The 25,734-nt window shown below is 48.1% G+C and carries 20 protein-coding genes and 1 pseudogene; 7 read left to right on the top strand and 14 right to left on the bottom strand.

Going from position 1 to position 25,734, the window contains the following annotated elements:
* Both WG8_RS27840 and WG8_RS03535 read left to right on the top strand, forming a co-directional pair.
* Window positions 1-708 (top strand): LamG domain-containing protein (locus WG8_RS27840; RefSeq protein WP_007428714.1); only part of this gene is annotated, 708 nt, incomplete at its 5' end.
* Between the two features lie 165 nt (window positions 709-873).
* The gene (locus WG8_RS03535) at window positions 874-2,427 is read left to right on the top strand and encodes an Ig domain-containing protein (protein WP_007428713.1); all 1,554 of its coding nucleotides are present in this window, start codon (window positions 874-876) and stop codon (window positions 2,425-2,427) included.
* Between the two features lie 28 nt (window positions 2,428-2,455).
* On the opposite strand, the gene WG8_RS03530 is transcribed toward WG8_RS03535, so the two are convergent.
* The 8 genes and pseudogenes from WG8_RS03530 to WG8_RS03495 form a co-directional block, all read right to left on the bottom strand.
* A complete protein-coding gene (locus tag WG8_RS03530; protein ID WP_043890749.1) occupies window positions 2,456-3,502 on the bottom strand; it encodes a hypothetical protein in 1,047 nt (348 codons plus the stop codon).
* Between the two features lie 440 nt (window positions 3,503-3,942).
* Window positions 3,943-4,770, bottom strand: coding sequence for a carbohydrate ABC transporter permease (locus tag WG8_RS03525; RefSeq protein ID WP_007428711.1), 828 nt, complete (start codon window positions 4,768-4,770; stop codon window positions 3,943-3,945).
* On the bottom strand, window positions 4,767-5,651 hold the full coding sequence (locus WG8_RS03520; protein ID WP_007428710.1) for a carbohydrate ABC transporter permease: 885 nt from the start codon (window positions 5,649-5,651) through the stop codon (window positions 4,767-4,769). The genes WG8_RS03525 and WG8_RS03520 overlap by 4 nt, the downstream gene beginning before the upstream one ends.
* Window positions 5,652-5,691: 40 nt before the next feature.
* Window positions 5,692-6,972, bottom strand: coding sequence for an ABC transporter substrate-binding protein (locus WG8_RS03515; protein ID WP_007428709.1), 1,281 nt, complete (start codon window positions 6,970-6,972; stop codon window positions 5,692-5,694).
* 176 nt (window positions 6,973-7,148) lie between these two features.
* Complete coding sequence (locus tag WG8_RS03510; RefSeq protein ID WP_007428708.1) at window positions 7,149-8,261, bottom strand: response regulator transcription factor; 1,113 nt, start codon at window positions 8,259-8,261, stop codon at window positions 7,149-7,151.
* A complete protein-coding gene (locus tag WG8_RS03505) occupies window positions 8,258-10,057 on the bottom strand; it encodes a sensor histidine kinase (protein WP_007428707.1) in 1,800 nt (599 codons plus the stop codon). Before WG8_RS03505 ends, WG8_RS03510 begins: the two co-directional genes overlap by 4 nt.
* 135 nt (window positions 10,058-10,192) lie before the next feature.
* A pseudogene (locus WG8_RS03500) lies at window positions 10,193-12,204 on the bottom strand (beta-galactosidase).
* 52 nt (window positions 12,205-12,256) lie between these two features.
* Window positions 12,257-13,651 carry an MFS transporter gene (locus tag WG8_RS03495; RefSeq protein WP_007428704.1) on the bottom strand — a complete coding sequence of 465 codons (1,395 nt, stop codon included), beginning with the start codon at window positions 13,649-13,651 and terminating at the stop codon, window positions 12,257-12,259.
* A 175-nt stretch (window positions 13,652-13,826) separates the two neighbouring features.
* Between WG8_RS03495 and WG8_RS03490 the strand changes: the two genes are divergently transcribed.
* Together WG8_RS03490 and WG8_RS03485 are read left to right on the top strand one after the other, a co-directional pair.
* On the top strand, window positions 13,827-14,735 hold the full coding sequence (locus WG8_RS03490; RefSeq protein WP_007428703.1) for an AraC family transcriptional regulator: 909 nt from the start codon (window positions 13,827-13,829) through the stop codon (window positions 14,733-14,735).
* A gap of 197 nt (window positions 14,736-14,932) precedes the next feature.
* The gene (locus WG8_RS03485) at window positions 14,933-15,721 is read left to right on the top strand and encodes a hypothetical protein (protein ID WP_043890748.1); all 789 of its coding nucleotides are present in this window, start codon (window positions 14,933-14,935) and stop codon (window positions 15,719-15,721) included.
* Window positions 15,722-15,797: 76 nt separating this feature from the next.
* Here the strand turns inward: WG8_RS03485 and WG8_RS03480 are convergent, their stop codons facing one another.
* Entirely contained in the window at window positions 15,798-16,889 is a 1,092-nt protein-coding gene (locus WG8_RS03480; protein ID WP_007428702.1) for a site-2 protease family protein, read from the bottom strand.
* 147 nt (window positions 16,890-17,036) lie between these two features.
* On the opposite strand from WG8_RS03480, the gene WG8_RS03475 reads away from it, so the two are divergent.
* A complete protein-coding gene (locus tag WG8_RS03475; protein WP_007428701.1) occupies window positions 17,037-20,375 on the top strand; it encodes a DEAD/DEAH box helicase in 3,339 nt (1,112 codons plus the stop codon).
* Window positions 20,376-20,485: 110 nt separating this feature from the next.
* Here WG8_RS03475 and WG8_RS03470 read toward each other — a convergent pair whose 3' ends face one another.
* The 4 genes from WG8_RS03470 to WG8_RS03455 form a co-directional block, all read right to left on the bottom strand.
* Window positions 20,486-21,436 carry a ring-cleaving dioxygenase gene (locus tag WG8_RS03470; RefSeq protein ID WP_007428700.1) on the bottom strand — a complete coding sequence of 317 codons (951 nt, stop codon included), beginning with the start codon at window positions 21,434-21,436 and terminating at the stop codon, window positions 20,486-20,488.
* A gap of 37 nt (window positions 21,437-21,473) precedes the next feature.
* Window positions 21,474-22,100 carry a nitroreductase family protein gene (locus tag WG8_RS03465; RefSeq protein ID WP_007428699.1) on the bottom strand — a complete coding sequence of 209 codons (627 nt, stop codon included), beginning with the start codon at window positions 22,098-22,100 and terminating at the stop codon, window positions 21,474-21,476.
* Between the two features lie 111 nt (window positions 22,101-22,211).
* Window positions 22,212-22,583, bottom strand: a complete 372-nt coding sequence (locus WG8_RS03460; RefSeq protein WP_007428698.1) for an MmcQ/YjbR family DNA-binding protein — start codon at window positions 22,581-22,583, stop codon at window positions 22,212-22,214.
* 64 nt (window positions 22,584-22,647) lie between these two features.
* Window positions 22,648-23,244, bottom strand: coding sequence for a TetR/AcrR family transcriptional regulator (locus WG8_RS03455; protein ID WP_007428697.1), 597 nt, complete (start codon window positions 23,242-23,244; stop codon window positions 22,648-22,650).
* 184 nt (window positions 23,245-23,428) lie between these two features.
* Here WG8_RS03455 and WG8_RS03450 point away from each other — a divergent pair, with 184 nt between their 5' ends.
* Window positions 23,429-23,998, top strand: a complete 570-nt coding sequence (locus WG8_RS03450) for a hypothetical protein (protein WP_007428696.1) — start codon at window positions 23,429-23,431, stop codon at window positions 23,996-23,998.
* A complete protein-coding gene (locus WG8_RS03445; RefSeq protein ID WP_007428695.1) occupies window positions 23,995-24,630 on the top strand; it encodes a GNAT family N-acetyltransferase in 636 nt (211 codons plus the stop codon). The genes WG8_RS03450 and WG8_RS03445 overlap by 4 nt, the downstream gene beginning before the upstream one ends.
* A 58-nt stretch (window positions 24,631-24,688) precedes the next feature.
* On the opposite strand, the gene WG8_RS03440 is transcribed toward WG8_RS03445, so the two are convergent.
* Window positions 24,689-25,696 (bottom strand): AI-2E family transporter, encoded by a 1,008-nt coding sequence (locus tag WG8_RS03440; protein WP_007428694.1) that lies wholly within the window; start codon window positions 25,694-25,696, stop codon window positions 24,689-24,691.
* Between the last annotated feature and the right edge of the window lie 38 nt (window positions 25,697-25,734).

Below are 25,734 nucleotides of genomic sequence, written 5' to 3'. Positions count from 1 at the left end.
CAGTTGGGCACCGGCAATCCGACTCCCACCGGAGACATTGTAGCCCGTTATGAATTTAACGAAACGGCCGGATCTACCGCAGCCGATTCATCGGGTTATGGGCAGCAGGCCAGTGTAAATAGTGGGACATGGGCAGCGGGACGGAAAGGCAACGCCCTGTACTTCAACGGCACAGACACCTATGCCAGTCTCCCCTTCGGTATAGTTAGCAGCCTAAATGACTTTACGATTGCAGCGTGGGTACGAGTGAACACGCATAACGGCTGGGCCCGCCTGTTTGATTTTGGAGCAGGAACGGATCGGTATATGTTTTTGACCCCGAAGGCCGAAGGGACAGGTATGCGCTTTGCCATCACCGTCTCGGGGAACGGGGAAGAGCAGCAGTTGAACGCGCCGGAGCTAGCGGCAGGCGTGTGGAAGCATGTGGCCGTGACCCTGTCAGGCAATACGGGGATATTGTATGTGGACGGTGTGGAAGCGACGCGCAACGCCAATATGACGTTGAAGCCGTCCAGCCTCGGACTGACAGACCGGAACTATATTGGCAAATCCCAGTTCGATGATCCCTATCTGAACGGTGCAGTAGACGAGCTGGTCATTTACAACAGAACGTTGACGGCTCAAGAAGTCCGGGGCTTGGCCTCGGCAAGCAGCATCGTTAATGTTCATTCTTTGGGAGCCAATTCATATGCCGAAGGAGCCGATTAGAACGAACATTTCATGACCTTAACTTTTTAACTTGTGAATGATTTGTACTGTGAATGATTCGTGTCATATATGGCCCCAATCTTTAAATAAAAAGGCGGGCAGCTTGCGTGGAAGCCTTGTTGCTGCCCGGTTTAGAAGCTGTCCGTCTTATAGGAGGATGTTGTTATGTGTAAAGAACATGCAGGACCACCCCTGTCGGCAAGCATTGAATCTGATTCGTGCGGCTCTGCTTCTATGAAGGAGTCTCTTCTCAAAAACGTAGCCGCACAAGTCTCGACCTCCGGCATGTCCCCGCAAGCGATTGGCAGCGATGCCGAGGTAATTGACCGCTTCGGACGCATCATTAACGGGTATGGCGTTGATCTGGTGGATTGGCAGGGCTATATCGCCAACCCTTTCATTAATCTGACCGTGAAGCCTCCTGCCAGTGCGGCGTATCCGATCAGCATCACACTCAGGGCACAGGGCACGTCCCGGCTCATGATGAATCTGCCCAGCACGTTATCTGCCACTGGCGCTACGAAGGTGTTAAATTTTAATAATGCATCCGAGAGAAAGGATTTCAAACTGGAGGTTGCACCAGATCGCAACGGCGGCCCAGACGAGATTGAGCACTATACGCTCTCCCTCACCATTGCTGACAGTGCGGGAGCTTCACGAATTCATACCATTCCGATCCGGGTATGGGACCAGGACGATAATCAAGAAACCCAATTCCCGCTGGTATTCGACTACCGCTATGATACAGTCAATCACTATTTCGATGATCCGGGTATTCGCAAAGCCGCCGAGCAGGCGATTAAGGACTGGTTCTACTTTTTCGATATGGAGCCATTCGATACCGTTCCTGCCGGAGCCGAACGCAACTATATTCCGAACAATGACTGGAACGGGCATACAATTGGAACAAATAACGCGCCCTATAATGGGGAATGGATTTTCCTGCGGGGTATCGACGGCCCGTATTCGACGGGATGGCCCGGCAACAGCGGTTTTTACCACACAAGGAACGGCGTCCGGGTGCCAGGTCCCATCCACCGTTCACTAGGTACTGCGCTGGATTTTTATCCCGATGCTCAGGTGTTCACCTCGCTGAATGATGACGACTGGTACAAAACCGATCTCACTCAGGTGACGGACGTATATGGTCTCATTATGCATGAGTTCGGCCACGCCGTTGCTTTTAGTGATTCGTGGGCAGGCATGCGCGCCTATCACAGCAGCGGCGGTGCTGACGCGGTCGTCGAAGCGTACCAAGGTGTACGTGTTCCGCTGGATAGCAGCTACCATATCCCGGGAGACCGGCAATACTGGGACCGTCTCAGCGGTCAAAGTGCAGGCTGGGCAGCAGAATTTCCGGTACGCCGCTGGATGCTGAACAAGCTGACCCTGCTCATTGCCGAGAAAGCTGGCTGGAAGCTGAACCGCAAACTAACCCCTTTTCTTGAACCGGAAATCGTTACAACTTCCTTGCCTAATGCCGTAAAAGGGCAAAGCTACAGCCAAAAACTAATAGCCAAGGGCGGTGTTCCCTTCTACGACTGGACACTGAAAAGCGGCAGTCTGCCTGCCGGGCTGACGCTCGACCGCTTCACTGGGACGATCAGCGGCACCGTATCCGCCAGCCAATCGCAAAGCAGCTACACATTTACGATTGAGCTTCGGGATTATGATGAGCTGGCGAAGCCGTTCACACGCAGCTTTACGATTCGTTTATAGGAAGCAGCTTTTTCTATCTAAGGGACATTTAGCCCTTTCTAATGCGCGTCGTTCTCGGTCTTAAGCGAGCCAGTTCCTCACTAGTGAGCTGCCTTGTATAGGAACTTGGGGAAGAGCCTGTATCTACCGTGAGTACTCTGCCTGCCCCATTGGGGCGGGCTACGCGTGTGTTGAACACCTGCATGAACCACTGCACCGGGAAGGCAATGGAGAGACGGCCATCTGCCGTACCTGCATAGTTGACCGCAGCTGCATAATTATCCGACTGTCTGAGCCAGACAGAACCGGAATCGCCCGGCAGTGATACAGGATTCGTGCCTCTTATGACGGTCTGATCCTCGAAGGTCAGCAACCCCAGGCTTCCGCCATAATTGATTTGCAGGTCTGTATAGACAGACTCTACCGTACCATTGACCCGCCCGGTTGTACGCCCTACCTTTTTTAACCTTTCTCCTATGCGATAAGCGGTCACATGGCCTGGAATCGTTCCTACTGTGGCGTAACGCGGACTAAGCAAGCTGTTGCGGGTCGGCAGGGAAAGCGCTGTATCAATCAAGTTCGTTCCACTTGGATTCAAGCGTACGTAACGATACAGCCGTCCAATACGATCCCGGGGAACCGTTCCCCCGTCGGCTCCGCCCGGCTGAATCGTAGCCTCCCGATTGTCTGTATTGGAGGGATTAAGGACATGGTTGTTGCTGAAAAGATACCGTGTAGCCGGCGCTCCAGTTGGCGCAACGATCAATCCGGTTGTCCCGGAGCCTTCAATCGTTCCGACACTGTAGCCGGCGATGACCGGGCGTATGCGTGCCCTGTAATCCGTGGCATTGGCTCTGATCTTTCCTGTTTTTACAATCCGGACAGGGACATTCGTTTTTTTGCCCAATGCTGTGGCAGACAGAAGTCCGGTGGAGGCCGAAGCCAGCCGGTCTGCATACACAATAACAGCGGCTCCCTTTTTGGGATGACCAGGGTCTTTGTACCCTACGCCAATACCATGGACACCGGATAATTTTAATACGCGCTTGGCCATCCGCTTTTTCACTCGAAGGGCGGCCGAGAAGGTAGCCATCATCATCATCCCCTTTTACATTCAGATGAAATATTGTATGGCTAAGATCGCTTCGCGTTCCATTTGATCTTACGATCGCTGTTGCGGCGGGATTCATATGATTTTAAAAGTTTCCTAAAATTTAAAACTTTAGACATAAAAAAAGAGCCGTGTCATTTGTACACGGCTCTTTCGGTATACTACGATAAGCACAAAGCAGGCCAAATGCTGCTGTACCAAGTTCTTACGTTTGCCTGAAAATTTTTGCAGGAAAAGCCATCTACCTCCCCAGCAATGCAGTATAAGGCTCAAGTCTATATATTGAACTCCAAAAGATTCACATGAAAACGCGGAGTAGTCGGAATGGTGCTGTACAAGTGGAGCGGTGGCGATGGGAAGCACCATCCGACTGCGCAGTGGCGCCTCATGTACATTTCCAGTTCAACTTATATGGCTCATTTGTCTTATCCCTTCACCGCTCCCTCCGCGATGCCCTCCATGATGAATTTCTGAAAGAACGCATAGATCAGAATGACTGGAATAGAGGTCAATACAAGCGCAGCCAGAATGAGCGACCAATCCTTGTTGTACTCGCCAAACAGCATATTCGTCGATAGAATCAGGGTGTAGTGATTCACATCCGTCAGCATCAACAGCGGAAGTAAAAAGTCGTTCCAAATCCACAGGAAATCCAAAATGGCAATCGTGACGGTGATCGGCAGCAGCAAAGGAAATATAATGCGAAAGAACGTTTGGAACTCATTGCAGCCGTCCATTTGTGCCGATTCTTCCAGCTCGCGCGGAATGGATTTGACGAACCCGTGATACAAAAAGATGGCCATATTGACTCCCAAACCGATATAGATCAGTGCCAAGCCGTACGTACTGCCTTGAACGGACAAATCCTTTGCCATTCGCGTAAGCGGTATCATAATGGAGTGGAACGGGACCAGCATCGAGGCGACAAACAGGAAGAAAATCGCACTGCTCATTTTTCCCCGTGTACGAGACAGCTTGTAGCCTGCCAGTGCAGAGCAGATCACGATGCCGCCAATGCCGACAAACGAAATGATCGTGGAATTCAAAGCACTGTTCAGCAAGTGGGTCTGGATAAAAGCCTGACTGTAATTTTCAAAGTGAAGCTTCGTCGGCAGCGCCGTAAAGGATGCGAACATCTCACCCTGCGTTTTAAATGAATTAATCACCGCCATATAAATGGGGAAGAAGGATACTATGGCCCCCGCGCACAGCAGCAACGTAATCAGCAGGGAATTGGCTTTTTTTAGCCTCATGCCTCCACCTCCTTCTTCTTCATGACACGCAGCTGGATCAGTGTGAAGATCAGGACGATGGCGAATAAAATAACGGATTTGGCGCTCGCATAGCCATAACGGAAGTTGTTGGAGAACGCCTCCTCATAAATGTTCATCGTAATTACCTGCGTACTGCGTCCCGGCCCCCCGCCGGTCAGTCCATAGACAACCTCATACACCTTGAAGGCACCGTTCAGCGTCAGGAAGAAGCAGATGGTAATGGCATGGGTAATCATCGGCAGCGTCACGCTTCGCAATGTCTGAAATGCGTTGGCCCCGTCAATAATAGCGGCCTCCTTCAAGCTTTGCGGCACCCCCTGGAGTGCAGCCAGATAAATAATCATCATGTATCCGACACCATTCCATAGCGAGACAATAATGATGGAGAAGAAGGATACCTTCGGATCACCCAGCCACGATTGGCCCAAAAAGGCGATAGCTGTCTTTTCGGCAATCTGCGGCAGCACGGAGGAAAAAACGAACGTCCACATAAATGCACTAATAATGGTACTAATCATATTGGGCATAAAAAATATCGTTCGGAAAAATCCTTTGGAACGCGTGCGAGACTCAATGAGCACGGCCAGCAGCAGCGCCAGTACATTTTGCAGCACGATCATGACCAATACATATTTGAGCGTAAACCACAGGGAATTGAGAAAATCCGGGTCTTCCTTCAGCGCTTCTACAAAGTTCCCCAAGCCGAGAAAGCTGTAATTCGGATTCAAGCCGTTCCAATCTGTAAAACTGTAGTACATGCCGCTGATTGTCGGAATGAGCAGGAAAATGGCGTAAAAGATCAGCCCCGGAGCGGTAAATGCCAGCAGCATCACATATTTTTTATAGATTTTAAAAGGCATGGAGTCTCCCCCCTCCTGATGTATTTCTGTAGGCTACCGGTTACTTGTTCACTTTGTTATACGATTTCCATGCCTTATCCAGCGCTTTGATCACGTCATCCTGCGAGAGCTGGCCTGCATAGTAGGATTGAAGCGCTTTGCCTGCCTCATCCTTGACCGCTTGCGGGATGGAAGGGTCTTGATATGATTTGCCTGCTTTCACGTATGCGGTAGCGTCATTGACCCAAGGATAGCTTTTGAACGTATGCACCTTGGAGATCGGGTTAAATTTCAATGCCTCATAGAACGCACTGGAATCCTTGTCGTCCAGCACATAATTGACAAAATCGAGCGCAACCTCCTTATTTTTGCTTGTGGAGGATACAGCCAGCGAAGTCGAAGTCGACAGATTGATTAAGGTTGCATTCGGATCATCGTTGATCGGCAGCGGTGCAACCCCAAAATCCATTTTCGGATCCGATTTCAAAATCGTTTCGGCAAACCACGGGCCTTGAATCCACATGGCTGCTTTGCCCGAAGCGAAGGCCGCTGACCCGTCATCCCCGCCAATTTCCAGCGCCTTGTCTGTGCCGTTGCTGTTCACCAGATCGATAATGTCGAACATGCTTTTCATTTCAGCAAAAGAGCCTTTATCCTGATTCATCCGGTCGATAAAATCCTTGTTCTGTGTGTTGATCATCGCACCTGCTGTCAGCGGCACGAACAGCTGTGGAATCCAGGATTCCTTGTAAGACAGCAGGAACGGCTTCACATTGTTCGCTTTCAGCTTCTCGACCACAGCCTTCATTTCGGTCAACGTTCCCGGTGGCTTCAGCCCCAGGTCCTTAAATATCTTTTTATTGTACAGATAGCCCCATGAAATCGTTTCCAAAGGAACCGCTACGACTTTGCCGTCTTTGGTCGTCACCGAAGGCTTCACACTATCCATTAATTTGCTGACAAACGGCTGACCGGACAAGTCCTCCAAATAACCCGCTTTATAAAACGGAGGAATTTCATTCACCGCATGCAGCGCGAACACATCCGGCGCATCGTTGGATGCAAGTCTTGTCTTCAAAATTTGTGCGGCATTGTCGGCAGGCGGCATCTCCAGTTGCACCGTAACGTCGATATTTTTATCTTTCTTTTCCTTCGCTACGAACGCGTTAATGTATTTATCGTAATGCTCCTTCAAGCGGGGCTGGGCGATAAACATTTTGAGATTCACGGTTTTGCCGTCTCCACTGGAACTGCCGCTGTCACTGCCTGAAGAATTCGCTCCACACCCGGCCAACAACGTACCAACCAGCATTGTGCTCAATACACCTTTCCATAATTTCATGCAAAATGACCTCCCCTAAGTTGAAAATAACGGTATTCGGCTGGCTAATCACTTGGTTATTCCAAGCAGCTATGCTGCCAGTCTTCAACCTCCATTCATGCTCCAAGTTGAGCTTCATAGAGGTCGAATCCTTTGTGCTGCTCGTTTTGTATACGCTTTCATTATAGGGTGGAAGGTCACTTCTGCCATTGGACATCATTAGCCTGTTGAGTTGGATTTTTTTTAACTTCCTTCCTCATCTCTCCGGGCGCCATACCAAAATGCTTTTTAAACACCCGATAAAAATAAGACACATCCTCATACCCCGCCATCTCCGCCACCGCTTTAATTGAGAGCTGTTTATCTGCCAGCCATTCCCGCGCCTTTTCCATTCTCCGCTCTACAATATAGTCTGTTACATTTTGACCATACTCCTGCTTGAATACCTTGCTCATATACTCTTTGCTCACAAAAAAGTTTTTTGCCAGCTGCTCCAGTGTAATCGATTCGGCAAAGTGACGATCCATATAACGCCGTACCTCCTCCAGATTCAGCTTGTTTTTGTACTTCCGCTGTCGAATGAGCTGATCCAGCTCCTGACTATAGCACGCCGATACGAATTCCAACGCATGTTCTACAGAGGATAACGCATCCTGCGACACAGGAAATCCAGCTTTCGCTGTTGGGATATCCAGTCCGTTGTCTAATGCCAGCTCTTTTAGCAGGGAAAGCAGCTCCTGCACCAGCCGGCCCAGCATAGGCTGACTTGGCACTCCGAGGCGCTCCAGCTCCTGCATGACCTGCCTGCATGTCATGTTCACGCCGTCCTGATTCAGCTCATTAAAATAAAGACGCAGCAGTTGCTTATACCGGGTCAGCTTGTGGAAGAACTCATAATCCAGCTCCGCTTTTTCTTGCTGCTGCTCTGCCGCCCTGGTCTCCAGATCATTTTTGCATTTGAGCAGCACCGCATTCAGCTCGGTGGGGTTAATAGGCTTGAGCAAATAATCGACAGCCTTATAACGGATGGCATGTTTGGCATACGCAAAGTCATCATAACCGCTCACGACAATGATTTTCACATCAGGAAAATGTTGATTTAACGCCTGCAGCAGCTCTACTCCATCCGCACCCGGCATCCGCATGTCGGTGATCACAATATGCGGGGTTAATTCCCCGGTCAGCCTGAACGCTTCGTCTCCGTCCTCAGCCTCACCTACCACCGACATGCCGAGCTTTTCCCATGTGCCAAATGTCTTTACAATATCGCGGTTCCATGGCTCATCATCGACAATTAATACCCTGATCATATGTCCCCCTCCTCTGCTGAGGTGAATGGAATACGGATCGTGACACGTGTACCGACGCCCTGCTCACTGTCTATGGTCACCCCGTAATTCATCCCAAAATTCATTCGTAAGCGTGAAGCTACATTGCTTAAGCCGATGTGACTGCCCTGCGCCCAGATCGGTTCCTCTGAAGCATTTTCCAGCTTGGCCCGTACTTTTTCCAGCTTATCCGGGGCCATGCCGTTACCATTATCGCAAACCGTGATCCATACGTCTTCTTTCATAATCTCCACGCGGATTTCCATTCGCCATGCCCCCGCTTTACGATCCAGACCGTGCTGAAACGCGTTCTCCAGCAATGGCTGCAGCGACAGCTTGGGCAGACGAATATCCATCGCCCGTTCATCCGTCTCCACCCGAAACACCAATCTCTGCGGAAACCGCCGCTGCTGGATGCGCATATAGTGCCCCGCATGGTCGAGCTCCGCGCGTAAAGAGGCCATATCCTGAGGCTCCCGTACCACGTAGCGAAACATCTCACTCAGCGAACGGATCACCTCATAGGTGTCCTCCGGCTTTTGGGAAAATACCATGCTTCCGATCATTTGCAGTGTGTTTTGCAGAAAATGGGGGTGAATCTGCGCCTGGAGCGCTTTCAATTCAGCCGTCTTTTTTTGCAAATTGATACTGTATTCCGTCTGGATATGCTCACGGATTCGTCCTGCCATGCCATGGAGACTTCTTTCCAATAACCCAATCTCATCCGGGCGTGTACTCGGCTTTCCAGCCGCTCCCTTGATCATATCCAGCTCCTGTACGGAACGCGCCAAATGAACAATTGGACGTGCGGTCCGCCATGCGATAAAAACAGCTATGCAGATGGAAACAAGAATAGAAATAACACCTACGATAATACCATACAGCATCGTTGAAAAGGCGCTGTGGTTAATGGAAGAAGTAGGTATGATTTTGACCAGCCTCAGCCCAACCACACCCAGATCATTATAGAACACATAATGCCCGGCAGTTTGAATCATACCGGGGCCTGGCCTAACGTCGCGAAGAGCCGTCAATACACCCGCAGGAGGAGGCGACTGGCGAGCCTGCACCGGATACATAATCCTGCCATCCGTATCTGTAATAAGCACCTGATGCTGATCTCCTCGTCCCAGCAAGCCCAGCGTCTGATCGAATTGCGACCACAGGACATCCAGTGAAATAGCACCTGTCTGCTTCTGATCCTCAAACCGCCGAATACTGCGGATTAGTGTAAAGCGTTCCGCATCGGTCGGACTCGTGCGAATCAAATAATCCTTGTTCGCCTGCCACATCTCGGCATACTGCGGAGGAATACCGTTCACCGTCGTAATATCATTTTGCATCCCGTTGAAGGTAAACAGGCTTTGCGATTGCTTCAAATAAAGCTGAATACCGATCACATGGCTTCCGGCCGAATAATACACATTCGCGAGCGTATTCAGCATTTTACGCTGGGCATTAAATTGGCTTGAAAGATTGCCCGGCTCGCGCTCATTCAAATAATCACTCAGATCAGGGCTGATCTGAATGCTGTAAATTAGCTGATTCAGGCGGTCTAACTGGTCACTGATATAGATTCCCGTCCATTTCATATTGGACATGTTCGTCTCTACCACTTCCGTTTCCATCGACGCTCTGCTTTTTTCCGCAGCCAGCACCGTGACGGCAATGACCGGCAGCACCGATAAAACAATCATCGTTAAAATGAGCTTGAGCTGAATGCTGCGTCGATACGGTGCCATCAGCGCCCGAAACCAGCGGACTACTCGGGTTGGCATAGCGATGCACTCCTCTTGTTCTGCCATATGCGAAAACGCCCCGCTATTCGCAGGGGCGCTCATTTACCGGGGATTTCCCGGTAGGACACATATATGATTTCATTCATATGTCAAATTCAGCTCATTATACAGCATTTACGCTTCTTCGATAATTATAACACTCCACGGCTCCAATTGGAGCGTTTGTCCTTGAGTGATCGCCTGCTCCCCGATCAGCTCCTTGCCGTCTCCATGCGGGTACACCACCGAGCCCGCTTGTTCGGAATAGTTAAAATAATACCGAATCGTCCGTCCCTGTTCATTCGTGCCTGATTTAACAATGATCGGAAATGACGCTTCCTGATCTACTCCCCACACTCCTGCCTGCCCTGCAACAGAACGGAATAATTCGCGGATAACCGCCGGGCTGACGATACAGCCAATGTAAGTCGCCGTCCCCTGACCATAGCGGTTTTGCGTAATCGCCGCATATTTTCCCCAATGCGGGTGATCGTAATACGCCAACACCTCGGCAGTCGTCGGGGTAATCAGCTCCATCCACGTATCTACCTGATTGTCCTCTGCTGCTACTTTAAAAGGGTTATCCTTGAGCGTCACGTTCTTCGGCTCCACGAACAAGCTGTAGTGAATGCCGCAGGCTTCACTGATCACGCCCGGCTGCCGGGAAGTTCTCACCTGCACATGCTCATCGGTAAATCCGCTGCGGGACGTATAGACTACATGACCGCCATTTTCCACATACCGATTCAGCTTCTCCAACAGCGCATTCGGCGCGGAGTAGAGTGCCGGGACGATCAAGAGATCATAATCATCAAACGATTCCGTCCCCGGATGAACGATATCCGTCCCAATATTCAGCTTGTACAGCTCATCATACAAACGGCGTACAATGTCATTGTAATTCAGTGGACTGTTCATATTAAACTTAAACCAGTTAATCGATGTCAACGCTTCGTTGCTGACCAGGATGGCTGTTTTGTTTGTCTTTTTCAGATTGACCAGATGCGGAGACAATCTCGCAAAATCCTTCCCGATGGTCTGTGCTTCCTCATACACAGGATTCGTCTCAAAATCATGGCTCAGCAGACCCTTCCAGTACGTTTCAAAGGAATTATGGATGGAATGCCAGTGCCAGTAAGCCACCAAATTGGCCCCGGAAGCCAGATGGCTGAACGCTTGCAGTCTCAATTGCCCCGGATAGGGAACCCAGTGGGTAAAAGCCTGCGCTTCCGTTTCCAGCACGAGATAGTTGTTATTTTTCGTCGAACGCGCCACATCGCCACCGAAGGAAATTTCTATGCCGGTCAGATCATCCTGTGATGGATGATAAATATCTACGCCAGTCACATCAAATGCCTGGGATGCCGCAAAATGGTCCACATCCGGCTGAACACCAAAGGAATGGCCTCTCCACTCAAAATCAAAGTTTTGCGTAACAAATTGGTCCTCTCGCTTATATTCATTCACAATTGCGACCTGCCACGCCAGAAAGTCCGTCACCAGCTTGCGCTGGAATTGGGACAAGGCAAGGCTGCCCCCAAGCTTCCATTAATCGTTCCAACGACGGAAGGGAAATCCTCCCAGCTATTGATGCGATTGCTCCAGTAATCGAGCCCAAATTTGTGGTTCAGCTCCTCTAGTGATTCAAATCGCTCGCGCAAATATTTTACAAATTGCAATTGCACATTCGGCCCACATGTGTTGTAATGCTTCGTCTCGTTATCCGTCTGAAAGCCGATGACCGCCGGATGCTGACTCACCCGTCCAATCAGCTTGCGAATGATGCGCTCAGCGTGGAACAGGTAGACAGGGTTCGTAATGTCCATAATCTGGCGAGCCCCGTATTTGCCCGGACCTTGAGGTGTTGTTGCCAGAACATCGGGATGCTCTTTGACCAGCCATGTCGGAACGGCATAGGTGGGCGTACCTACAATGACCTCAATGCCAGCCTTATGCATGGCGTCCAGCACCCGGTCCACGGAGGTGAAATCAAACACTCCGTTTTGCGGTTCATGCGTACTCCAGGTGGATTCGGCAATCCGCACCACGTTGATGCCTGCATCCTTCATCATTTGGATATCCTGGTCCAACCGGTCATAAGGCATGTACTCATCATAATAAGCAACACCGTACAGCAGCTTTTTCATGTAGTCGTCCTCCAATTAATTCATGGTAAAGTGTCATCCTATCTCATTCGTTTCAAATGCCGTGGCTGTTATGTGGTTTCTTTAGGGACGGGACCGCCAGTTTCTTATCGGTAACGCCCTGCTCCGCAGAATCCACTTGCTGCTGATTTTTTTTCGCAATCGCCAGCCAGCCCTCTACGTCTTTTTCTCTAATCTTGTACAGCCACGCGAACAGTCCTGCCGTAATCAAGGCTCCTACACCAGGCACCACCGCATAGAGCGCGAATATCCATGTGAGAACCTGTCCGGTCTGCGGTACATTCGGGATATAGCCTGCAAAGGCAAGCGCATAAGCGACGATCCCACTGGCTGCCGCTCCTCCCAGCTTTCCTGCAAACGTCTGGGTGGCAAAAGCGGTTCCGCTGGCACGTACCCCTTTTTGGAACGCTCCATATTCGACGCAATCGGCGGTAAACATCGGCACCATGAGCTGCGGAGCGGAACTGAACAGGCCGAACAGAACCGCGAATACACATACGACGATGGGATTGCTGTACCCGATGGCAAACAAGGACAAGCCCGTGGCAAACAATCCTACCAAGCTGAATACGTTCACCTTCCATTTACCAAATCTCTTAATAATCGGTGGCAAAATTAATGCTGTTAGCAGCTGTACACCCAAGGAAATGAACATCAGTACTGAAATATAAATAGGATTTTTCAAGTTGTATAAGGCAAAGTAGCTGACGACAATTCCTTGCAGATTGGTCATGGACAATGTCATAAACGACATCAGATAGAATAAAAGCTGCTTGTTCTGCATGGGATACGTCATAATTTGCTTGAGCGTAACCTTCTCTGCCTTGTTGGAATAACGCTCTTTGACATTAAAGCGAGTAAAATTCATGAGTACCAAACCCGCCGTGGCAACGATAACCGCCAAAATCGGCCAGGATATCTGATTGGCCACAGCTACCGCAGACGAGGAAATGACCATAAAAGCCAAGAACACCATCGTCCGGCCTCTGGACATCAGCAGATCGCGTTCGTGCGTGTTTTTCGTCATCAGTGTTGCCAGACCAAAGCCGGGCGCATCACTGATGGTGTAGCACATTTCCCATACCAGGTATGTGGCGGCAATATAAATGACCTTGACGGTCAGCGAAGCATCGCTGGGAACGAGAAACACCAATACCGTAAGTATGGGCAAAATGATAGAGGCCAGATTCGTCCACGGCTTGAACAAACCGCCTTTGAGCTGGGCTCGGTCAATGATCACGCCGAAGATTGGAGCACTAAGCGCATCCCATATGCGGGCCAGTACGAACAAAGTACCGATAATCGACACAGAAATGCCAACATAATCCGTATAAAATAGCATCGCAAAAGAGGCGACCAGACAGAGAATTGCGTTGCTCCCCAAAAAATAAACGTAATAGGACACACGTTCTTTCGTTGTTGTTTCCATAGCTCCTCCTGAATCCAATATGGTATCGCTTTCAATTCCTATCCATATAAGCGCTTTCTTTTTGTGTAAAAGACTATAACATAGCGTTTGTAAGCGCTCTTTTATTATAATCAAATATTAGGTACAATGAGATTGTCTAAACGGTGTAAAATTTGCCCTAATCGAAGGTGATCTTATGATATTAAATGCTGAAGTTGATCCAGCTTTATTCCATGATTGCCAATGGTTGCCTAGAATTGACTGGAATGTGAAATTTTTTGGCGCTCATATTCACCGGGTCAAAGCGGACTGGCGCATGCCGGAGGAGTCTCATATCGGTTTTGAAATTGCACTTATTTTAGAAGGTCGTCAGGAAACGATTATGGAGAATAATGTGTATTCGGTTGGGGAGGGTGATATTTTAATTATTCCGCCGGGATTCAAGCATGTGAGTCAGTGTGTTTCCCCTGGTGGAATGTATTATTTTAGCACTCATTTTAATGTGGATGACCCATTGTTCCGTCAGGAGATGATCAAGAGCAATCAGCTCTTTTTCCCGGCGGGTACTGAAACCAATACCAAGCTGCAAAAGGTTGTCCATAGCTGGATCGGCATGGTACGGGAGAGTGGAGAATATACGACAGCAGACCGTTTTCGCATGCAAATTGCTTTGTTCGAGCTGTTCGGGATATTCTCGCAAATGATTTCTACGGGATTGGAGCCCAGAATTGCACCTTCATCCGTTCAGTATGCCAAAGCCATTATGGAAGCCATCCAATCCAGATTTAAACCTTACCGGGATGACGAATCTGGCGAGCAGGCATTCCGGATTGAAGACGTGGCAGCCTCCCTCGGTATCAGTCCCGGCTATGCACAGGAGGTATTCCGCAAGGTATACGGCTATTCACCACGCCACTACCTGTCGGAGACCAAGCTTCATGAGGCCAAAGTGCTGATCCAGCAGCCCAATCTGCCGCTGAACAAGGTAGCTTCTCTGCTCGGATACTCCAGTCTGGCTCATTTCAGCAGGCAGTTCAAGCGCTGGACGGGCACCAGCCCGCTTAAATACCGTCAATCGTTAAAGCCCATTACTGCTGAGCATTAGGGGGATGCAAACATAATGTCGTAAGCTCTTAATTATTCAAGAGTGTACGACATTATGTTTTTTATAGAGAACTATTGAGTAGGGAATGACAAACCTATATGCTTTATGATAACCCAAACTAATTAAAAGCAACTCGTTTACATAACCCTCCTCAATATGAGGGGGGTTTACCCATTACAAGAAGAGGTGATTACATATTGAAACTACGCATTATTCTCATCATCATGTTGCTGCTGACTAATTCTATATTTTTATTTGGATGTACAAACAATAATCAAGAAAAGGTTATAAATGAATCAAATAAAAGTAAAAACACTCAGTTGGAGTATATACGACAAGTAAGTGTACGAGAGAATAGTTATTTCATTTTCAATTCTCATGATGATAGCCCTCAAAAAATTAAAATTAGTTTCCCCTATAGAGTAGAAGGTTTAAATATTAAAAAGGCTTCTTTATTGTTAAAGAATGAAGTTGTATCAGATAATGTAAAAATTGTTCAGATCCATGAAAATGAATTGACTGTAGCTATCAATTTTATTCGTGAATTTGATGCTGTCGAAGTTGTCCTCAAGGACGGAAACACTGTACGGTTAAATTCCGGTCAATACTATTTCGAAAATTTTAAGGAAGACAATCTAAATGAATTTGATAAAGAAATCCTTGAGGTTAGAAATTTTCATTTAAAATTCAAAAATGGACACTTGCTGACAGATATCATACTTCCTCAAGACAGGAACTCCAAAATAGAATATCTATTTCCATCCCAAATCAGAAAGTATGCATCTAATATAAAGTTCTCTCATCAAAAGATAGATGATAACTCCGTTAAGTATACATTAGAGGCTGATATTTCCCGAGACATCCTATCGAAAAACAATGTAAATTCAATCATTTTTGATATTGGAATGATTCAAAATTACAAAAACAAAAAATGGTTCCTAATAAAAGGAAAGGTGCCTATAGAACTGTCTGATTTTAAAAAATAAAAAATACATCTCTGTTCCAATAACAAAAAAAGGCGCGGTCTGAAAGTACCAGATACCGCGCCTTTTTATAACCACATTATCTCAGCCTAATATCTCCTATATGCTGGTGCACCACATACATCATCCCCATCAGGAATAAGGCCAAGCCCAAGTAACCGATCCCGAATTTCCAGCGTGATGATGCGGGTACTTCGTAATATTTATCATTTTCATAGGGTATATAATCGATCCCGCACAGCAATCTGAGCTGATACGCATCTGGCGTCGATATATGCTCCACACCGTTCAGCCATGCATCTTGGACAAGGCACTGCTGTGGCAGCATGAATGTCTGTGCTACATCCAGACTTTCCATATACACCGTCACATATTGCTGCCCTTCCAGATCCGAGTAGGTATTAAAAGATAATCTGCGCGTATGCTCAGGCCCCGGCAGCGGATATCCCTGCTCGTACAGATACTGTACATCAACCACCGGATTTTGCGTAAAGGATAGAACCTTGGCCTCTCTTTTATTTTGTTTGACATATTTTTTGTATAAATCATAGGCGAAGAGGGCCCAAATAAAGAAAAATAAAAAGGATTTCAAATAGATAATTACGACGATGCCACCCAGTAAGCCCACCAGCCATAACCAGCGTGTTACTGCCGTGGAAATCCTTCCTCCGTCGAGCGGATGAATCGGCAACAGATTAATCAGATTCAGGAAAAATCCGACATACGAGAGTGCATATAGCAGCGGACTGTCCGTTGCATAGGCTCCTGCGTATACCGCCATAGCCCCAACCGTGCCCAGTAACGGGCCGCCCATGGCCACATAAGCCTCTGTCTGGGCATCCAAAGGCTGGCGTTTCATCGTGATCAGCGCACCCAGAAAAGGGATAAATAACGGTGTCGACACTGGAAGCCCCTTGCGCTTGGCAGCCCATACATGCCCCAACTCATGCACAAATAATAGCAGCACGAACCCGACCGCAAATCCCCATGGATAAATGATCGCATATGCGCCAATCGTCGCTGCCATAGAGAACAGCGCACTGCCAAATTTACTGAATTTCAAAAGCGCAAGCAACGACTTGCCCTTCAAAAGAAGCAACGCTGCCGCACTGCCAAGATACCATTTGGATGAGCCGGACTTGGAATCCGCCTTTTGGTCTTCTTTTGGCAAAAGTATCCGTCTCCTTTCTCTAATACTTCCATTGTATCCTGCTATGTGCAGCTTGTAAAAGCCTCAAGCGGTCTGCCAGGTGTCCAACCTCCCGTCTGTTCTGTTATCATGTAAGAAAACGGAACAACCAGGAAAGGATTACGGACCATGAGCTTTGAACTTACCCGGCGAACCATCAGACAGCTATGCAGCCAAGCCGCTTATGACGACGGGGACGACTATTACCGGGCCAAAAGAGTGGCCTTTACACAAATAGACCATGATGAAGGTGTGTACGAAGCTACAGTCAAAGGAAGCGGATTTTATGCTGTTGCCGCAATGATCCGTCCCAATGGCAGTATCCGTGCGGAATGCACCTGTAGAACATTTCAGACGACCGGAAGATATTGTAAACACATCGCTGCTGTGCTCATTAACGTGCACGATATGCTGCGAGGCAAAAGTCTGTCTGTACGCTCCTTTGCTTCCAGACTTCATCCCGGCACTTCCCCGGATACAGCTGGGGCTACAGATGCTTCGTATGATCACACTGCCAAAACCGCACGCTCCTCTGGCATCACATCAGGGGATCTCCAGCTGACCGACAGTATGTTAAAGCTGTTCAGCAGCAAAAGGCCGATTCGCAGTACGCCGACCCTGCTGGATACTCGCGAGGTCTTGGATTTTCAGTTTATGATCCGGCCTTTCGCCTATGGCTACCAGAAATATATGTTTGGCGTGGAGATAAAATCAGGGCCCAAACGATTATATATCGTTCAGAAAATCCGCTCGTTTCTCGATAGTATTGACCATGGGGATAGCTACAGGTTCACGAAAAACTTCTCTTACGAGCCTCAGCTGCACCGCTTCCGGCTTGAGCATGACGCCATTCTCCAGCAGTTGGTGCAGGTTTGCCGCAATGAACGCATGATTCGGGAAACTTCAGGTGCGTATGTGTCCCCAAGCAGTCATATGAGTGGCGAACGAATGCTGCTGATCCCTCCTGCGGCTTGGGAGAAGCTATTCCCCTTGCTGACAGCAGCACAGGGTGTCCATTTTGAAATTCACGGAAATATGAGCGAGGGTATCCCCCAGTCGGACCTCATGCTTCCGCTGCAATTTGAATTCGATGAAGCCGAGGGCGAAACCGAGGGCTACCAGCTATGTATTCAGGGACTCGATGATTTGACCATCATGGAGGACTATGGTGTCGTCATTGCCGATGGCAAGCTTGTACCCCAGAAGGCTGGTCCACTGCGGCATTTATCCGAGCTGAAACGGATGGTGGAAGTCCACCACAGGCGGAAGATCCAGATTGCGCCGACACAGATGGAGTCTTTTATGGACAAGGTTGTGCCTGGACTAATGAAGCTCGGACGGGTCCATATGAGCCGGTCTGTCTCTGAACGGGTCACACAACAGCCACTAAAGGCGAAGCTATATCTGGATCGGGTAAGGGACAAGCTGCTGGCTGCACTGGAGTTCCAATATGGGGATATCGTGATCAATCCGTTGGAAACAGATAAGCAGGTGCCTGGCAACAACCGGATTCTGATCCGGGACGGGGAACAGGAGCAGCGTATTTTGGAACTGATGGACCATAGCTCCTTCGCCAAAACAGACAGCGGATATGTTATGGAAGATGAAGATGCGGAATTTGATTTTCTGTACCATACCGTACCACAACTGGAGAAGCTGCTTGCCATCTATGCCACAGGTGCGGTCAAAGCGAAGATCAACAATACGCTGCCCGTCCCGAGGACACGGGTGGAGTGGGATGAACACACGGATTTGCTGGAATTTAAATTTGATATTGACGGTATACCCGAATCTGAAATTCGCCAGCTGCTCAAATCGTTAAATGAGAAGAAAAGGTATCACCGTTTGCCGAATGGTGCCCTGCTGCCGCTGGAAACAGAGGAATACAAGGAGCTCATCCGATTCATGAACGAAACGGGTATCCGCAAAAGCGATTTGGATGCCGCGCAAATTCGTATTCCCGTCACGCAAGGGCTGTACTTAATTGATCCCCACGATCAGGGGAAAAATCTGACTTTGGGCAAAGCCTTTCGCCAGCTGCTGGAAAACATACGGAATCCTGACCATCTCGACTTTCCAGTGCCGGAATCGCTCGCTCCCATCCTGAGAGATTACCAGGTATATGGCTTTCAATGGCTCAAGACATTGGCGCATTACCGTTTTGGGGGCATATTGGCAGATGATATGGGGCTGGGCAAAACGCTGCAAAGCATCGCCTTCCTTGTCTCTGTCCTGCCGGAAATCCGCAGCCAGCAGCTGCCAGCCATAATCGTATCCCCTGCATCACTGGTGTACAATTGGCGAAATGAGCTGGAGAAATTTGCTCCGCATATCCGCGTCACGATCGCAGATGGTACCCCGGAAGAGCGCAGCCGGATGATACGGGATGCCGCCAGCTATGACGTTCTGATCACCTCCTATCCTCTGCTGCGCCGGGATGCGGAGATGTACAGCAAGTCATCGTTTCACACGCTCATTCTGGATGAAGCGCAAGCGTTCAAGAACCATGCCACCCAGACAGCGCAGGCCGTTAAGGATATAAAAGCCCGTTACCGTTTTGCCCTGACAGGAACGCCTATAGAAAATACACTGGAAGAGCTGTGGTCCATCTTTGACATTGTATTTCCCGAGCTATTTCCCGGCGGAAAGAGAGCGTTTCACAACCTGACTCGCAATGCGATTGCCAAGCGGATTCGCCCGTTTCTGCTGCGTCGTCTCAAAAGCGATGTCCTCCAGGAGCTGCCTGAAAAAATTGAATCCGTTCAGGTATCACGGCTCCTGCCGGAGCAGAAAAAGCTGTACATGGCTTATCTGGCCGAGCTCCAGCATGAAACGTTGAAGCATCTGAACGAGGAGGGCTTTCAGAAAAGCCGGATCAAAATCCTTGCCGGTCTGACCCGGCTTCGCCAGCTCTGCTGTCATCCGGGCCTGTTCGTCGACGGGTACACCGGAAGCTCAGCCAAATATGAACAGCTGCTGGAAATTATCGCAGAATGTCTCAGCTCCGGGAAACGGATGCTCATTTTTTCACAGTTCACAACGATGCTGCAAATGATCAGACGCGAGCTTGCCCGGGAAGGGGTCCCTTACTTCTATCTGGATGGACAGACACCGGCTTCGGAGCGTGTGGAGCTGTGCAGTCGCTTTAATGAAGGAGAACGCGACCTGTTCCTGATCTCCCTAAAGGCAGGGGGAACCGGCCTGAATCTCACCGGAGCAGATACGGTCATTTTGTATGACCTGTGGTGGAATCCCGCCGTGGAGGAGCAGGCTACCAATCGCGCACACCGAATGGGCCAGAAAAAAGTCGTACAGGTGATTCGCCTCGTTGCCCAAGGCACCGTGGAGGACAAAATGTATGAGCTGCAGCAGAAAAAGAAACACCTGATCGACCAGATCATCCAGCCGGGACAAGAAAGCCTTTCGGCACTGACCGAATTGGAAATTCGCGAGCTGCTTATGATATAAGAAGTGTCCTATAGGAGTACCATTTCACATGCAAACAGGTCCAATGAACGGGAGAAGCTACCCGCCATTGGACCTGTTTGCTCATGTCGTGATGATCCTGTCCCAAAGACTTAATCCTGTTTGATCACTCTGGGTTCAATGGGAACCAGATTTGACTCAATCAGGGAACGCTGAGGCTCATACCACTCAGGCAGCATCAGCTTGTGACCCAATTCATTCAATTCCTCATCGACGGTAAAGCCGGGCGGATCGGTTGCGATCTCGAACAGAATACCGCCTTGTTCACGAAAATATACTGCGTTAAAATATTGGCGATCAATAATGCCGGTCGTCCCGAGGCCATGCTGGCGAACCCACTCGTTCCACGCCTGATGCTCCGTATCGTCCTGCGCACGCCAGGCAATATGGTGAACCGTACCTGCACCGCCACTTCCGGGCGGTACATTTTTGATCGGAAGGTCGATCAGGTTGCCCAAATCTCCAGTCGTCTGATAGCGGATGTAGCCTGCGTCTGCGTCTTCTCCGACAGGAACCATGCCCAGAACGTTCTCCAGCACATCTTGTGTATGCTTGGAATCCGTACTGAACAGCACGGCACCGCCAAAACCTTTGATCGCTTTATCCGCAGGTACACCACCTGCTGTCCACGTGTTCGCCGGACCTTCTTCCCGCTCCACCAGCTCCAGATGCAAGCCCTCATTGTCTCGGAACTGGATGTATGACTCGCCAAAACGAGTGGCCTTCGTGAAAGACACCTTCAAGCTGTGCAGACGGTTCTCCCAGTATTCCAAAGCGCCGGGTGGCACGACATACGTCGTAATCCCGACTTGCCCGCCCCCGATCTTGCCCCTGCGTGTACCCGGAGCTGGAAAAAAGGTAACAATCGTTCCCGGGCTGCCTTGTTCATTCCCAAAATACAGGTGATACACTTCTGGAGCATCAAAGTTGATCGTCTTTTTAATCAATCGCAAACCCAGCACACCTGCGTAAAAATCAACATTGCCCTGCGGGTCTCCTGCAAAGGACGTGATATGGTGAATTCCGGCAGTCTTTAATGACATCTTCATCCCTCCTCAATAGGCTCATAATTCATCTATTTCAAAATCCGTTGTAGCTCACAAATTGTCCAATTGGCTTGCGGTATCCACGTGGCCGCTGACCGGATTCATCCTCTTTACCCAAGGTAATCATCATTACGGGTACAAAATGTTCTGGAATATTCAATATTTCCTGCACCTTCACAGGATCAAAGCCGATCATCGGGCAAGTATCCCACCCTTTGTCCTTGGCAATCAGCATGAACTGCATGGCCGACAGGCTGGCATTGCGTATCGCTTCTTCTCTTTGGAAAACAGGTCCCCGTTCTCGATAAAACTGGGTCACCGATTCCACCGTGCTGTCATATTCCTGCTTGCTCAACACGCCCAGATTCAGAAAACCTTCATTATATTCAGCTACTTTTGTATAAGCCTCTGTATCCCCCAGCACCACAATGGTGGCCGAAGACGTTAATATTTTATACTGCTTGCTTGCCTCGTCATGTAGCCTTTGCTTCATATCCGCATCCTGTACCACGATATAGTGTGCATGCTGTAAATTAAAAGCCGATGGAGCAAACTTCACCAGCTGGAATATCTCTTCCAGTTCTTTTTGATCTATTGTAACATCAGGAATAAATTTAGAAGCTGATCTTCTCTCTTGGATAGTTTTCACCAGTTCGCTCATGTTCAGTTCCACTCCTTGATATTATTTTCAAATGAATTATCTTTAAATCAAGAATATATCTTTAGTCACTTTATGTCAAGCAAAACTATAAAAATGTGAATAGCGCACCAGTCACGATTCGGTTGCCCGTATTCTCATCGTAATGGCTTCACGCTGCGCTTTGGTCAAGCTCTTGAACACCAGCTCATACGAATGGTCGATCATGCTATACAGATCATCTAATGGGAAAGCAGAATCGACCGTCACCGTGTTCCAATGCTTTTTATTCAAATGATATCCCGGTTTAATCGCCTTGTTTTGCTCACGCAGGTTTTCTGCAATGGCCGGATCACATTTTAGAGATACATGGCTAATGCCATCCTTTTCAGTCAAGAGAGCAAACATCTTGCCTCCTACCTTGAGCACCAGCGTCTCGGGACCAAAAGGGTAATCCTTTACAGCCTCCTTTTTACTTAAGCCATACGCCACAATCTCCTCATACATCTGCCTTCTCTCCTCTACTTTAGCCATTACCTATGAAGCTTATTAAACCCCAAATCCGAATCTCCTATTTCTGCGCCTGTCCGGCTAATCCAAAGAAGAACAATTCCATGAATTGATCGACATTACAGGTTAACCGTTCTTGATTCGACGCCTCCCAATGCCGACTCAGCTCATTTTTGAACATCGTAAAATACATCATCGCTGTCTCTTCGGTTTGGTCTCTATGGATATATCCCTCATGCTTCCCGAGCGCAACAAACTTCATAAAAAAGCCCGTTACCTTCTGCTCGCTGTAGCTTTCCAGTGCTTGAGCCAGTCCGCTAAACTCAGAGGACGGGAATTTTAGAAATTCATCCGACAGGATTTTTAAATTTTTGGCCTCCAGCATCATAATTTCCTTGCTTTTCTCAGGAAAGGGAAGGCTCGAATCAAGTATTTCCTCATACTGCTCCAGCTGCTTGTCCATCCAATTCATGAGCATATCGGCATAAAGCTGTTCTTTCGTCCCAAAGTAATTATAGATAGTCGCCGGGGAAACCCTCGCCTGCTGAGCGATCTCATTCACAGTAACCTTCTGAAATCCGTATTTAGAAAATAGTTGAAATGAAGCACTGTATATCTGCTCTATTTTTTTCTCTTTCCGTCGTTCAAAACCGTTCATCCTCTCCACCTCACATCCTAGTGTAGCTTAGATTTTAGAGTACATCAACAATCGAACTACAAATCTATTGTAATAATGCATTTTAAAAGTTATAATAATTTTATAGTAAATGTACTATTTCAGTACATAACTCCAAAAATAAATGATGCTTGTAGCATCTACTTGACCGAGGAGGCAAAATGAAATGAAACAAATTCGGATTCCTTCGTTTTTACATGATGTATTTGGTGAAAAGCAAAGTATTGGCTCGATTGTATCCATCCTGCTTTTTGGTGGGCTGCTGACTACTGTACTGTATTTGGTATTCCCTCAGCTTACGGGTAACTTGCCGATATGGCGCAGCGCTCTGGCGTTGTTATTGATTTTCGATATATTCTCCGGTTGTATTGCCAATTTTACGGCTTCCACCAGTAACTTTTATGCTTCACGTAAAATGAACCGTATCCTATTCATTGCGATACACTTTCATATCGTGCTTGTTGCACTTTTAATCAATACAAATATTGGGTACTCCATAGGGGTATGGGCTTACACAATCGCAGGAGCATTTATCGTGAATGCTCTTATCGGAAAACAGGCACAACGATTCGTTGCAGGCTTGCTTCTATCTGTTGGTCTCGGTGCTATGCCATTATTGCCCGGGTTACAGCCTTATATGCTGACCACCTGCTTATTATTTATGCTTAAAGTGTTATTTAGCTTCGCCGTAGATCATTATGGCAGAGCCGCGAATAGCATCGGTGAGGAAGCATGAGTAATTCACGCAACCTATCCAAACTAACCAAAGCAGACAAGCCCTTATTCGTATCACTTATGAGCAGGACGTTTGCCCAGGACCCCTTATTCCTGCATTTATTTGGCGACTCCAAGCTTGACAGAAAGGCAAAACATCGAGTAAAAGCCTTTGTTTCCTTTATGTTTGATAAAAGCTTTTTGCTTCATGAAGAGGTGTGGGGTTATTTCGAAAATGAAAGCTTGATCGGTACTTACATCGTGGAGAAGCCACATCCAAGCATGCTTCAGAATTTGAAAGGTGTATTGTTAATCGTGAGGCTGATTCCTTTATTTTTTCAATTGTCCGGGCAAACGTTGCATCTTCTTAACTCCTATATGCGAGTCACCAGATCCTCTGCTCCTTCATTTACGCATCACTATCTGATTATGATCGGGGTAAGTCCAGAAGAACAAGGAAAGGGGATCGGCAAATCCCTTTTGCAACACTTGATCAATACGGTCAAGGCGGATAAAAAATCGCAAGGAATCGCGCTGGATACAGAAAATAAAGAGAATGTGGATTTATACCGAAGATTTGGATTTACGTTAAGCCAAGAAGCACAAATGGACAATATGCCTGTGTACTGCATGTTCTACCCAAAAGAAGGTTAACCATACACAAAAATGCCTGCGGCTTCGCAGGCATTCGTTATGAATTGGTGCAGCTAGATCAGGTATCCTTCTCTTGTTTGCGCTGTACGCCAATCAGATCGAGGAAGAAAACAAACAGTGGAATCCCTACAATCAGGCCCCAAATCCCGATCAAATGTTCAGAGAAAATCAATACGACAAAGGTAAAAAAGATCGGCAAATTGGTTTTGGATGACATCAGCTTCGGATTCAGGAAATAAGCTTCAATCGCATGAATAACCACGATCAGAATAACCAGATAAATCACATACTTGATTCCCCCGACGCTAAAAGCAATCAGACCGAGCGGTATCAGCGAGATGAACACACCCGCCACCGGGACTAATCCCAACAAGAATATAATGAGCGCGAGGCCGAGCAGATTAGGAAAACCCATAATCCAAAGAGCGGTCGTCGTCAATATACAGTTAATGAGTGAAATCAATAGCTGGGCTTCCAGCACCTTTCCGAACGTGTCCAGAAACATGCGCCCAAAATGCGCTACTTCCTTGAAGAACCAGCCCAGCTTGCTATCGACAAACGTAGCTGTAAAGCGTGTAATATAGGATTTTTCCATCAGGAAAAACAAGCTCAAAATAATCGACACCAGCAGTTGTGTGCCCAGTTGGCTGATTTTCATGACCGCATTCCAGCCAGGCTCAAATAGCCGCTGAACATTCAGGGTATCCATAAATTGAATGATCGTTTCGTTCCATTGATTACGGTCAGGATACATATACGCCTGATGAATCATGAAATACACCTGCTTGACCTGAATGCTGATTAGCGGCACCATACGGTATACTCCCCACACGATAATCAGGATCAGCAGCCCGTAAACCAATAGCAGCACAATCATTGGCGATACATTGGCGAACCGCTTGATCAGCTTGTTCACTCCGTTATATACGCTGCCAATCAGGATCGTAAGCAGCAACGTTAACAAAATAATATTCATCATGCTTCTCAACATAAACAATAGCAAAATGATTATCGCAAGCACAGCTGCCCGCCTGACGCCCGTATGATTCATCCAGTTTCTTACCATTCGTCTTTATTCCCTCTCTCCTGCTTGACTGTCGACCT

Origin of the sequence: Paenibacillus sp. Aloe-11 (assembly GCF_000245715.1) — a bacterium.
GTDB classification, from domain to species: domain Bacteria; phylum Bacillota; class Bacilli; order Paenibacillales; family Paenibacillaceae; genus Paenibacillus; species Paenibacillus kribbensis.
Note: the sequence above shows the minus strand (reverse complement) of the source record. Positions and strands in the feature narration are given on the sequence as shown.